General features: G+C 56.5%; 8 protein-coding genes. All 8 read left to right on the top strand.

Annotated elements, in window-relative coordinates; translation table 11 throughout:
- Positions 1-4: 4 nt before the first annotated feature.
- The 8 genes from WBK23_RS12485 (at position 5) to dsr1 (ending at position 11,523) form a co-directional block, all read left to right on the top strand.
- Positions 5-1,312, top strand: coding sequence for a tyrosine-type recombinase/integrase (locus WBK23_RS12485; protein WP_424484266.1), 1,308 nt, complete (start codon positions 5-7; stop codon positions 1,310-1,312).
- A gap of 40 nt (positions 1,313-1,352) precedes the next feature.
- Entirely contained in the window at positions 1,353-2,165 is an 813-nt protein-coding gene (locus WBK23_RS12480) for a hypothetical protein (RefSeq protein WP_424484265.1), read from the top strand.
- A gap of 85 nt (positions 2,166-2,250) precedes the next feature.
- Positions 2,251-2,505 (top strand): helix-turn-helix transcriptional regulator, encoded by a 255-nt coding sequence (locus WBK23_RS12475; RefSeq protein WP_424484264.1) that lies wholly within the window; start codon positions 2,251-2,253, stop codon positions 2,503-2,505.
- Positions 2,502-2,858 carry a hypothetical protein gene (locus WBK23_RS12470; RefSeq protein WP_424484263.1) on the top strand — a complete coding sequence of 119 codons (357 nt, stop codon included), beginning with the start codon at positions 2,502-2,504 and terminating at the stop codon, positions 2,856-2,858. Before WBK23_RS12475 ends, WBK23_RS12470 begins: the two co-directional genes overlap by 4 nt.
- 3 nt (positions 2,859-2,861) lie before the next feature.
- The gene (locus tag WBK23_RS12465; RefSeq protein WP_424484262.1) at positions 2,862-3,929 is read left to right on the top strand and encodes a toprim domain-containing protein; all 1,068 of its coding nucleotides are present in this window, start codon (positions 2,862-2,864) and stop codon (positions 3,927-3,929) included.
- Positions 3,919-5,829, top strand: a complete 1,911-nt coding sequence (locus tag WBK23_RS12460; protein ID WP_424484261.1) for a DUF927 domain-containing protein — start codon at positions 3,919-3,921, stop codon at positions 5,827-5,829. The genes WBK23_RS12465 and WBK23_RS12460 overlap by 11 nt, the downstream gene beginning before the upstream one ends.
- 428 nt (positions 5,830-6,257) lie before the next feature.
- Positions 6,258-7,493: a tyrosine-type recombinase/integrase gene (locus tag WBK23_RS12455; RefSeq protein WP_424484260.1), complete on the top strand. Its 1,236-nt coding sequence runs from the start codon at positions 6,258-6,260 to the stop codon at positions 7,491-7,493.
- Positions 7,494-7,695: 202 nt separating this feature from the next.
- Positions 7,696-11,523 carry an anti-phage defense-associated sirtuin Dsr1 gene (gene dsr1 / locus WBK23_RS12450; RefSeq protein WP_424484259.1) on the top strand — a complete coding sequence of 1,276 codons (3,828 nt, stop codon included), beginning with the start codon at positions 7,696-7,698 and terminating at the stop codon, positions 11,521-11,523.
- Positions 11,524-12,330 lie beyond the last annotated feature (807 nt).

Raw genomic sequence — 12,330 nt, 5'->3', positions numbered from 1 at the left:
CCCTATGGCGCGCACTGTTACCCCTCTAACAGACCCGAAATGCGAAGCCGCTAAGCCCCGAGATAAGGAATACAAGCTGTTTGACGGCCAGGGCTTGTATCTGTTGGTTAAGCCTACGGCTGTGAAATCCTGGCGATTCAAATACACCAAGCCAGACGGCCGTGGTGGCCTGACAGCATTTGGTAACTACCCGGCGTTGACTCTCAAAGGTGCTAGGGCTCGGCGAGCCGAGGCATTGGAGTTGCTGGCGAATGGGCTTGATCCTGTCGAGCAAGCACGCCAAGTGAAGATTGATGAGGCTGCATCTAGCACAGATACTTTTGAGGCTGTGGCGCGGGACTGGCACGGTCGGATGGGTAAGTGGTCGAAAGACCATGCAGCTAGGGTGCTGAAAGAGATTGAGACTGACCTTTTTCCTTTGCTTGGAAAGCGCTTGGTATCAGAGCTGAAAACTCGTGACCTACTTGCGGCTCTCAAAACTGTAGAAAAACGGGGGGCGCTTGATCTGGTTGGTCGCCTGCGCCAGCGGATCGTCGGGATCATGCGCGTGGCAGTTCAGCAGAACCTGATTGGGTTCAATCCGGCACTGGATTTGATCGGCGGCACAGTTAGCCCCAAAACCAAGCATCGGCCAGCGTTGTCGTTAGATCGACTGCCAGAGTTGATAGGGCGTATTGAGGCTGATAGTGGGCGACCGCTAACCCGGCTGGCGACCATGTTGACGCTGCTGGTTTTCGTCCGTTCCAGTGAGTTGCGTTTTGCCCGCTGGCCTGAGTTCGATCTAAAGCGGGCAATCTGGACGATGCCTGGCGAGCGTGCCGAGATTGAAGGGGTTAAGCGCTCGCACCGTGGGGCCAAGATGGGTGCCCCGCATTTAGTGCCGTTGTCGCGTCAGGCTTTAGCCGTAGTCGAGCAGGTGCAACAGCTTACCGGTCGGTTTGATTTGGTTTTTGTGGGAGACCACTACCACCACAAACCCATGAGCGAGAACACAGTAAACAAAGCACTACGCCGCATGGGATACGACACCAAAACTGAGATTTGTGGCCATGGCTTTCGCTCGATGGCTTGCAGTGCTTTGGTTGAGTCAAGCCTTTGGACACGGGACGCAGTAGAGCGGCAGATGAGCCACCAAGAAAGGAATGGAGTGAGGGCCGCCTACATTCACAAAGCCGAGCATATCGAAGAGCGGCGGCTGATGATGCAGTGGTGGGCTGACTATCTGGATGCCAACCGTGAACGACATGTGACGCCGTATGACTTCGCCAATCGCAGTGCGGCGAATGTCGTGCCGCTTACCAAGCGGGCTTGATGCGGCAGGCACCCTTTAGCAGGAAAATATAGGAACTCGCATGGCTCTCAAGCCTTTAAAACTCAAGCGGTATGTCACAGAGGAAGAGGCGGCGACACTTCTCTCTTCTCTAATCGGTGAAGAGGTTACTGCTGCGGATATGGAGGAATATGCTCGCCAAGGCATTGTGCCTGCGTATATGCAATCAAAGAGCATGTTTTTGTTGTTTGATATGGGTGCCTATAAGCAATGGCTTCTCGCTCCTGATGCCCCTATTTCTCAGGAATTAGCACATCACGCCATGAAGATTGCTCCATGGCCACAGGAAGATATCGTTGAGGATAGTGAAGGCGCTGAGTGGTTGTTAATGGATGAGGGGACCAATTTTTCAGCCGCCGAGTTTGTGAAGGATCACCATTACACGCGCGTGTACGCACCGGTTGAAATTTGCCGGGCCGCAGTGCTCATGAACGATGCCACAGCATGCCCCGAATGGCCGGCTGTACTTCACTCTCAGGGCCACCGTCTTAATCAGGCTGGAGAAAAGGATCGGCAGATATTGAGTTATTTTGCGCGGCTCGACATACCTGATGATGTTAAGGGGTCTGGTTTTTTAAGATCGACAAAACCACCCCATCCTGTACTGCCGACGAAACTAGATGGGCGTGAGCGGACAAGTATGGAGTTGATGATTTTCGCGTTGGCCGATGAGGCAGGCTATCAGCTAGATGACCCAAATCACTGCGCCAGAAAGCTGCGGGTTAAATTGGATTTTTTGGGAATCCAAGACCTGGCAGGGGATGGCACTGCCAAAAAATTCTTCAAAAACGCCGCTGCAACTGCTGGCAGAGCGATAGAGAAAGAAAATAATTAACCTAATAGGTCCTAATAGGCACTGTGTTTGAGTGTTTGTTGTTGAATCCGCCTCGTACCGATCACATGGAAACGAAGGCGGATATATGCACCCTAATACCATTCCCTCGAACAAAGGGCTGATCCGTCAGCCCGCCCTCTGCCAATGGCTAGACGTGACTCGCTCCGGCCTCGCCAAGCTCAAGGCGAAAGACCTGACCTTCCCCAAGCCCATCAAGGATGGCGACGCCCGCCAGGCAGCGGCCTATTACGTTGTGTCCGAAATTGAAACCTGGCTGCAATCCAAGATTGCCGCGCGGGACAAGACCCAGGCCGGCAGCTCAGAGGGCGCGAAACAATGAGCGCTCCGAACTTTTGGCGAGAGCTGTTCAGCTTCCCCGCACGTTCCGCCGCCGACAACCTATCTGAGCAGGCCAGCCGCTTTGAGTGGTTAGCCTGTATTGCCGAGTGCCAGGGTGAGCGATTGAGTGCGGGTATCACGGCCATCAGTGAACTGCTGGAAAGTGCCGCAAATGCCAACCGGGTTGATGACGGCGCTGCCGTGGATGTTTGCTTGATGCTGTTGGCTTTGTCTGGGCTATCCGCTCAGTTGGCGGCCGTGAGCTGTAATGCGAACAACGAACTGGTCAACATCCGCGCCGCGATGAATCACAGCCCCGCAACGCCCCATCAGTCACCTGTAAGCCAGGACTAACCCATGACCTATTTTCAACAGCGCCGCGAGGCGTTGCCGGGATCGGCTTGCCTGAAGAAAACCCGGATAGTCGAGGATATACGCGCGGTGGCCGCCGTCGCCTTGCAGCATGTCACCGCATTGGTGCCTGAGCTGCTACCCGAAGGCACTCGCAAGGGCAGCGAATGGTATGCCCGTAACCCCACGCGAGCCGACCGCCAGGCCGGGAGCTTTTCGGTTTCTCTGCTAGACGGCCGCTGGCATGACTTTGCATGTGGTGACGGCGGGGGCGACTTGGTATCGCTGGCCGCCTATCTGGCAGGCGTGAATCAGGCCGCCGCCGCGTGCGATTTAGCCCATCGCCTGGGGCTGCGTCTCGACGCGCTGGATGGGCGGCAGAACACTGGCGATAGTCATGACGACGGACAACGTCGACGGCTTGCAGCGGCCAGGTTGGAAGCCGAACAGCGCACCGCCCGTGAGGCCGAGCAGAAACGTCACAAGCAAAAGACGGCCGCTGAGTTTGCTTGTCGGCTCTGGCAGCACAGTCCCGCCGCCGACCCTGCGCACGCTTACCTAGCCGCCAAGAGATTACCGCCCCTCGGTCTGCGTCAGCATCGCCGCGAGTTGCTTGTGCCACTGATGAACGCCGCAGGCGATCTGGTGAACATGCAACGGATAGGCCCAGACAGCAGCAAGCGCTTTCTATTCGGTGGCCAGGTGCTCGGGGCGTTCCATCTGCTGGGCAAGATCGAACCGGGGCGGCGCTTGTATGTCTGCGAAGGCTGGGCGACCGGGGCCACGCTATTTGAGCACTACGACGGTGTCGACGGCGTGGCCTGTGCGATGAATGCCGGCAACTTGCGAGCAGTAGCCCTGGCCCTACGCGCCAAGTACGGCAGCCTTGTCGATCTGGTGATTGCAGGCGACGACGACCGATGCAGCGACGGGAACCCCGGCCGCACTGCCGCCGACTCCGCTGCACTGCTGACTAGTGCCATGGTGGTTTTCCCTGAATGGCCGCAAGGCGCACCCCTGGAGCTGTCCGACTTCAACGACTTGCATTGCTGGGACGCTGGCCATGAGCGCTAAGCCAAGCCCGACTGAGCCGGTCGAAGTGTTTGGGGCCGCCGGCCAGGGCGAAGCGAAACCCAGCGGCAAGCGACCGGCCAAGCCTGCTAGCAAGCCGGCCAAGCGCAAAGCCAAGGTCAAACACCCCACGGTCACACCTGCGCGGCCGAGCTGGGCCACTTATGCCGCCTGGGTGCAGACCCGCCAGGGCCATGTTCTTGCGCCGGGTTTGTACTTTCACGGCATCCGCGACGATGCCGAAACCGACACGCTGATCTGTTCGCCGCTGGAAGTGCTGGCCATCACCTGTGATGAGCGCGGGGAGAACTTCGGTCGCCTGCTGCGCCTGCAACCCAAAGGGGCTAGCCACTGGCGCGAGTGGGCGGCCCCGATGGAGATGCTTGCCGGCGACGGGGCTGAGCTGCGCGCGGTACTGTTGAACCTGGGCGCGACCATCCCGCACAAACAGCGGCAAGCGTTGATGGACTACCTCATGAACAGCAGCCCAGACCGCCAGGCGATGGCCGCGACGCGCACCGGTTGGCATGGTCCGGAACTGTTCGTGATGCCCCGCCGGGTTATCGGTGGGGGCGACGTGGTGTTTCAGTCCACTGAAGCCGGTGGCCATGAATATGCGACCGCTGGAGAACTGGCCGGCTGGCAAAGCGAAGTAGCGGCCCGCTGCCTGGGTAATCCCGTGCTGATTCTGGCCGTGTGTGCTGCCCTGGCAGGGCCGTTACTAGCACTGCTGGATGCCGACGGCGGTGGCTTCCACCTGCTGGGCGACAGTTCTAGCGGTAAAAGTATTGCTCTGGCCGTGGCTGCCAGCGTGTGGGGGAAACCGCGCGATTTCCTGCGTACATGGAACGCCACCAGCACCGGACTTGAGGGGGTGGCCACACTGCGCAATGACACCCTGCTAGTGCTCGATGAGATTGGCGAGGCCAAGCCCCAGGATGTGGGCGGCATTATCTATGCCTTGGGTAACGGCACCGGGCGGCAACGCGGCAAGGTCTCCGGTTTGCCGCGCGAGGTGCAGAAATGGCGCGTCATGGTGCTGTCCAGTGGCGAGCTGACCATGGGCAAACACATGGAAAGCGCCGGCATGCGCAGCAAAGCCGGGCAGGAACTGCGCCTACTGGATGTGCCAGCCTATCGCCGTTATGGCGCTTACGATGAGTTGCACGGCCTGGGGCTTGCACACAACGCCAGCAGCGAGGATGGACGCAAGGGAGCCGGTCGCGCCTTCGCCGACACTCTCAAACGCGCTACGGCTAAACATTACGGTCAACTAGGGCCAGCCTTTGTTGCTCAGTTGGTGGAGCGTACCCAGGCAGCAGCCATGGCAGAGCAAACGACCGCCGACCTTGAGACTGCTTTTGCCGATGCGCGCGTGAGCTTTCCGGTCGGCACCGGGCAAGAGGCGCGCGCCGTGTCGCGCTTTGCCATAGCCGCATTAGCGGGAGAAATGGCCACCCAATCCAAGCTATTGCCCTGGCCACCGGGCACTGCGCTAGCCGCCATGGTTGAGTTGTTCAACGCCTGGGCTGCATTTCGTGGCCGTGGCCAATCTGAAGACGCCAAGATTCTGCGTGCGGTGTCCACTTTCATCGACCGGCACGCCTCCCGATTCGCCAATGTCGATGGCTCCGATTCGCTGGTGGTACATGACCGCGCCGGCTGGTATCGCCCTCATGGCGATGGCCGCTTGTATCTCTTCACGCCTCAAGCCCTGGCGGACGCTGCCCAAGGTTTCGACACCAAGCGCGTGCTGGCCTGCTTGGACAGCGCCGGGGCCATTGCCGAGCGCGACAACGACCGCGACGGCCGCCTAACCAAGCGTGTGCGTATCAAGGGGGAGGGCATCGCCCGCGCCTATGTGATCAATCCCGCTGCACTGCTAACCGCCACGGAGGAATAGACCGTGCGCTATCAGGCATTTGAAAACGATCAATCACGGGTCACACCGGGAACAGGCTTAAAGGCCCAGCAATGCTGCGTCGTCCGGGCCGCTTTCAGTGGGTCACAGACCGGGAACACACCGGGAACAATGGGTCACAGACCCAATAGGTTTTGTTCCCGGTGTTCCCGGTTAGAAAAGTTACCGGGAACAGCTACAGCAATCGCCGTTACTGGTTGTTCCCCATGTTCCCGGTGTGACCCAGCAATTCGACAGGTTCAGCACTGCATTTGCCTTATGCAGGCGAGCGCTCCGGCCTGCGCTAGCTCCCATCCCCGACCACGAGCCCCACCGCGCGCACTGCCCGGCGGGTGCCCAGCTACGCCCGCAATACGACCTAGAAATCACTGACTGCAACACATTGGCGTAAGCGCCTTGGAGAATACCGAATGACTAAGACCATTACCGTCACGCTGTCCGAATCGGCTATCAAAAAATACGCCGATCAGGACAACGTTAGGGAGCTTCGCGACCCAGCCCATCCCATCCGCTTTCGCTACCGGAAAAATCGCAGTCGGGGCAGCCTGTACCTCGTCAGCTACTCCGGGGGAAAAGATCACTGGAGCAAGCTTGCTAATCACCCAGATGTGACAATTAAGGCGCTTCTTGAGGTTTTACCTTCAGTAATAAAGCGCTTCGCCGTCGACCCTAACTTTGCACCCTTGGCGGCTAACGGTTGGACAACAGTGGGCGATTTATTGGAATGGTATGGCCGACGCGTTGCTGCTGATGGCCACCTCAGTAAGTACCGTAAAACGTCCACCAAGTCGGTGCTGAAATGCCACCTAATCCCGTGCCTTGGAAACCTTCCATTAGCAGAGCTGAATAGGGCGACCCTCGATGCTCGATTGATGTGGCCGATGCAGACAAACAACAGCGTGTCGCATGTACGTCTGGCATTTGGGGTGCTGAAGGTTGCTATCAAGCAAGCCCATAGCCTCAACCTAATTGGCGTGAATCCTTTGCTCGGGGTGACGTTCACGGACTTCATCAAGATCAAGATTAAGCCCAAGGACGCGCGCTTGCGTCCATCCGACGTAGGGCAGCTGCTAGAGAACTGGGCCGGTCGTTACCCCATAATTCCTGCCGTTGTGGCTTTGGCGGTACTCATGCTGGCCCACGGAACGCGAGCCGGTGAAACGCGCCAAGCGAAGTGGCGGAATTTTGATTTTGATGGCCGGCTCTGGCACATCCCAGCTTCTGATACGAAAACGAAAAAGGCCCACACGCTCCCCCTGACAGATCAAGTGTGCGCATTCCTAAAACGCTATCGGGCGACTCAAGCCACTATCAACTATGACGGTGCCTATCTCTTTCCAGTTTTTAACGGTCATCCAGTCGGTGAAACTGAAGTATCCCAGTGTTTCCGTGATTTATCTGGCGGTGAATGGTCAAGCCATGACCTACGGAAGACCGCGCGCACCGCTTGGGCTGACTTGGGTGTCGACTATCTGATTGGCGAACTGCTGCTAAATCATGCCCTGAAGGCACTGGACGTGACCTATATCCATACGACGGCCGAGACGCAGAAACGGGAGGCACTGGAGCGCTGGCACGCCTGGCTCGATGAGCGAGGTTTTTCGCTCCTGCACAGTCTGGAGGGCAGCGTCGTCGACAAGACATAACCAAGACACGTCCAGGCCAGCTCAGCAGCGCAAAGGCTTGCGGCTGCTGAGCTGGGCGATGGGTTTAGAATTAATGAGAGGGGAGTAGGTTTTAGATACCGCCAAAGTGCATCCCAGATAGGCAGGTATCTGAATGCATGCTACATAAGCCTTCGCTAGGGTGGCGCTGTGCCGTCAACAGGGTTTTAGGGGGAACAAGGGAATGCAATTTATCGCTAATGGGCCTGACATTCCCGATGAGCTCTTGCAGGCTCATGAAGAAGGCCGAGTGGTGTTTTTCTGCGGTGCCGGTATTTCTTACCCAGCAGGGTTGCCAGACTTCAGGGGGCTGGTGCAAAAGATCTATCAGCAGACTGGCACGACGCAATCACCGATTGAGCAGAGGGCATTCGACTTAGAGAAATACGATGCCACACTCGACTTATTGGAGCGGCGCTTGCCAGGACAGCGCATCGCCGTTCGGCAAGCCTTGGCGAAAATTCTGAAACCCAAGTTGCGTCGCAAAGGATCAACAGAAACTCATGCAGCCTTGCTGAGATTGGCCCGCAGTCGCGAAGGGGCATTGCGCCTCGTAACCACTAACTTTGACCGTGTGTTCGACACAGCAGCCAAACGCACTGGGCAGGCGTTCCAGGCATATTCAGCACCGATGCTGCCCATTCCGAAGAACAGCCGCTGGAACGGACTGGTCTACCTGCATGGCCTATTACCACAAAAGGTAGACGATACTGCATTGAACCGACTGGTCGTGACCAGTGGTGATTTCGGGCTGGCATATCTCACGGAACGCTGGGCCGCTCGTTTTGTAAGCGAGCTCTTTCGTAACTATGTTGTGTGTTTTGTCGGGTACAGCATCAATGATCCGGTGCTGCGCTACATGATGGATGCGCTAGCTGCTGACCGAATGCTGGGTGAAATAACACCGCAGGCCTGGGCGTTGGGCGATTGTGGTCCAGGGCAAGAAGAAGACAATACTATCGAGTGGAAAGCAAAGGGCGTTACCCCAATCTTGTACGATGCTTCCGCCGGTAACTATGCCCACTCAGCGCTGCACGATACTTTGCACGCCTGGGGGGAAACCTACCGTGACGGAGTGATGGGCAAGGAGCGCATCGTTGTCAGTCACGCCCTCGCGCGACCATCAATGAGTACGCGACAAGATGACTTTGTTGGCCGGATGTTGTGGGCTCTGTCTGACAAGTCCGGGCTGCCGGCCCGACAGTTCGCGGAATTCAACCCCACGCCCTCGCTGGACTGGCTACTTGATGCGTTTTCGCAGGAGCGCTATCAACATGGTGATCTTATCCGCTTTGGTGTACCACCGAACGACGTGATTGATACCAAGCTGCGCTTCAGCTTAGTTCACCGTCCGGCACCGTATTCTCCAGCCCGGCCAATGATGCTGGCATCCGGGGGGATTTTAGGCCCCCAGTGGGACGCCATCATGTTCCAACTTGCCCGCTGGTTGGTGAGGCATTTGAATGATCCGAAGTTGATTATTTGGATAGCGGGACGAGGCGGGCAACTGCATGACAGCTGGCCCTTGCTGATCGAGGACCGACTGAATGAGTTCACCCGCCTGGAACGCGAAGACAAAGCATCCGAGCTGCATGAAATCCGCAGTCAGGCACCCAACGCCATACCTGGCCCGCACATGCGCACCTTGTGGAGCCTACTCCTCTGTGGCCGGATAAAATCGCCGTTGTACGAAGCGGATCTATATCGATGGAAAGATCGCTTAAAGCGAGATGGGCTGACAACAACCTTGCGACTTGAGCTCCGTGAGGTGCTTGCGCCCAAGGTTAGATTGAAGGAGCCGTTTCGCTGGGGCGAGGAGTCCCAAATCACAGATGAGCCAACTCACTTACGGCAGTTGGTGGACTGGGACTTGGTGTTGGCCGCCGATCACGTTAACTCTATGCTTAGAAATTTTACAGACGACAGTTGGGAGTCAGCTTTACCGTCATTACTGGAAGACTTTCAGCAGCTATTGCGTGATGCACTAGACCTGCTGTGTGTACTAGGCGAAGCCGACGAACGTAGTGATCGATCTCTTTGGGATCTGCCATCTATCACCCCACACTGGCAAAACCGTGGTTACCGCGATTGGGTTTCGCTGATCGAACTTCTGCGCAATGCGTGGTTGGCGGTTCGTGGTGTGGATGCTCCCCGCGCTACGCGGATCGCACAGGCATGGTTTGAACTCCCATACCCAACGTTCAAACGCTTGGCGTTCTTCGCTGCCAGCCAGGAAGACTGTATCGCACCCGAATATTGGGTGGATTGGTTGCTGATCGATGGAGGTTGGTGGCTGTGGGCGTCTGATACGAAGCGAGAGGTCTTCCGGCTTCTAGTACTGCAAGGCGGTAGAGTGGCAGGGGCTGCTCAATCTTCGCTGGAAACGGCTATCTTGGCTGGCCCACCGCGTGAGATGTATCGAGAAGATCTTGAGCCAGGTCGTTGGCAAGATTTAGTCGATCACGCTGTGTGGCTACATCTATCCAAACTGAACGAGTCAGGGCTCGCGCTAGGTGCTACCGCAGCAGCCCGCTTGGAGGGCCTGTCACAGGCTCATCCAGAGTGGCAAATGACAGCCAACGAGCGTGACGAGTTCTCTCACTGGATGAGCGGTACCGGCGACCCGGACTATGAGGACAAGCGAGAAGTTGATATTGCACCGCACAAACGGCGCGAGCTCGTCCAGTGGCTCAAGCAGCCAGCGCCTAGCCAGCGCTTCTTCCACGAGGACACCTGGCGGGATGTCTGCCGAAAACATTTACTGAACAGCCTCTTTGCATTGTGCGACTTAGCGCAAGAGGAGTTATGGCCTGCGGAACGATGGCGGGAGGCGCTACAAGTCTGGAGCGAAAAGGGCCGGGGGTTAAGATCTTGGCGCTATGCTGCACCGCTGATACAGAACATGCCGGATAGTGCGCTATTGGGTGTAACGCATGGCCTCACGCACTGGCTACAGGAAGTTTCCAAGTCTATCAATCGAGATGAGGACATTTTTCTGGATCTGTGCCGTCGAGTGTTGAGTCTACCGCTTGAAGCTGATTCTGGTATGACGCAAAACGGCGGACCACTCAACGAGCCGGTTACCGAGGCAATCAATCATCCAATTGGGCACGTCACGCAGGCCCTGTTGAATTTTTGGTTAAGGCGTGAGCCGAGCGACAACGATCAGCTTCCAGCCGAGATAGCGATTTTTTTCACTGAACTCTGCAATGTTCAGATAGATAGGTTTCGTCACGGCAGGGTGCTGCTAGGGTCGAGATTGATCGTGCTTTTCCGTGTGGATCGTCCATGGACCGAACAACATCTGTTGCCCCTGTTCAACTGGACGGCCGATGCGGCAGAGGCCAAGGCCGTATGGGAAGGCTTCTTGTGGTCACCTCGTTTGTACTTACCATTGCTGATCGCATTCAAATCACAGTTCCTTGAAACCGCACGTCATTACACTGATCTGGGAGAGCATGCACAGCAGTTCGCAGCTTTTTTGACTTATGCAGCGCTGGGCCCAACAGATGGGTACACGAAAGAGGAGTTCCGAGACGCAATTGGAGCGCTACCCCAAGAAGGACTTCAGGAGTCTGCACAAGCACTTTCACAAGCTCTAGAAGGGGCCGCTGATCAGCGAGAGGAGTACTGGAGGAACCGTATCCAGCCATTCTGGCAGCACGTCTGGCCCAAATCACGCGACCTTGCCACTCCGAGCATTGCTGAATCTTTCGTTCGATTGAGCATTGCAGCTGGATCTGAGTTTCCCGCTGTCTTGGAAGCAGTCCGTGACTGGCTACTCCCGATTGAACATCCGCACTATGTGGTACATCAATTACATGAGTCAGGACTATGCAATCGGTTTCCAGTAGCTTCTTTGCAGCTGTTGAATGTCATCATCGATGATCAGGCGTGGACACATCGTGAGCTAGGGCAATGCCTAAGGGCAATCGTGGAGGAAGCTCCAAGGCTGGCCCAAGATGCCCAATATCAACGACTCCTAGAGTATTCTCGCCGGAGAGGTGGGTGAGTCTTGCTGGATGCTTTGTATTAGCAGGCAAGACGAAATATCTGAGCCAAGATTAGATTGGGGGTTTTCCCCCAACTCTAGAACATTCGTTACTGGCTGTAATCGAATTGCCATGCAGTAGACGGTGATCGGTTGCAAATCCTTGATTCGTTACCTGCCAAACAGGTTGGGTCCCTCTGAAGGTTATTGTCTGTTTTACGGTCGTCAGGCCCGCACGGTTCGCGAATTTTTCACTCCGGCGAAAACACTGCCCTTTGTCCACCTTTTTTGGCTAAAAATCAGTCAAAACGTGTGCTCAACATACTGATTTCACTCACTTCGACCATCTCAAATAAAGGTGGCAAGGTGGACACGGCGAGCGTGATGGTCTGAGCAAAATATGGACAGGCCCCGTATTCGTTGGGTTTCAGCGTCATAGGGGAGGGGGTGGTCTAATCCCTACAGCCTTAGACCTTCGCCACCGAACGCCCAGTCGTTTACACACGGCCGCGAAATAAAAAACTTAGCCTCTGCCTGCCGTTGGCAAACTTGGCGCGTCACGGCTCTGTATTTAGGGTGGATTGGGGTTTAGGGATACGTTTAGGGATACGCCTTGTTGAGCAGATTGGTAGATACCAGTAAATACGGTATCCTCAGGCTGATGTTCGACCCCGGCTTCGGCACCATGTACATGATTTCAGATGTTCCCAAATGAACCTGAAACTCACTGAAACCGGCCTTCGTAGCCGGTTTTTTTGTGCCCGTGATTTGGCAATCGTCCAGTTACTGCTGTGTTTTAGGGATACGTTTAGGGATACGCCACTCATT

The organism is Pseudomonas sp. (genome assembly GCF_049653025.1).
In the GTDB taxonomy this organism is placed as follows: domain Bacteria; phylum Pseudomonadota; class Gammaproteobacteria; order Pseudomonadales; family Pseudomonadaceae; genus Aquipseudomonas.
Note: the sequence above shows the minus strand (reverse complement) of the source record. Positions and strands in the feature narration are given on the sequence as shown.

Excerpts from the sequence above, each read along its gene's own strand:
- WBK23_RS12485 (WP_424484266.1), top strand. The coding sequence starts at position 5 with ATGGCGCGCACTGTTACCCCTCTAACAGACCCGAAATGCGAAGCCGCT.
- WBK23_RS12480 (WP_424484265.1), top strand. The coding sequence starts at position 1,353 with ATGGCTCTCAAGCCTTTAAAACTCAAGCGGTATGTCACAGAGGAAGAG.
- WBK23_RS12475 (WP_424484264.1), top strand. The coding sequence starts at position 2,251 with ATGCACCCTAATACCATTCCCTCGAACAAAGGGCTGATCCGTCAGCCC.
- WBK23_RS12470 (WP_424484263.1), top strand. The coding sequence starts at position 2,502 with ATGAGCGCTCCGAACTTTTGGCGAGAGCTGTTCAGCTTCCCCGCACGT.
- WBK23_RS12465 (WP_424484262.1), top strand. The coding sequence starts at position 2,862 with ATGACCTATTTTCAACAGCGCCGCGAGGCGTTGCCGGGATCGGCTTGC.
- WBK23_RS12460 (WP_424484261.1), top strand. The coding sequence starts at position 3,919 with ATGAGCGCTAAGCCAAGCCCGACTGAGCCGGTCGAAGTGTTTGGGGCC.
- WBK23_RS12455 (WP_424484260.1), top strand. The coding sequence starts at position 6,258 with ATGACTAAGACCATTACCGTCACGCTGTCCGAATCGGCTATCAAAAAA.
- dsr1 (WP_424484259.1), top strand. The coding sequence starts at position 7,696 with ATGCAATTTATCGCTAATGGGCCTGACATTCCCGATGAGCTCTTGCAG.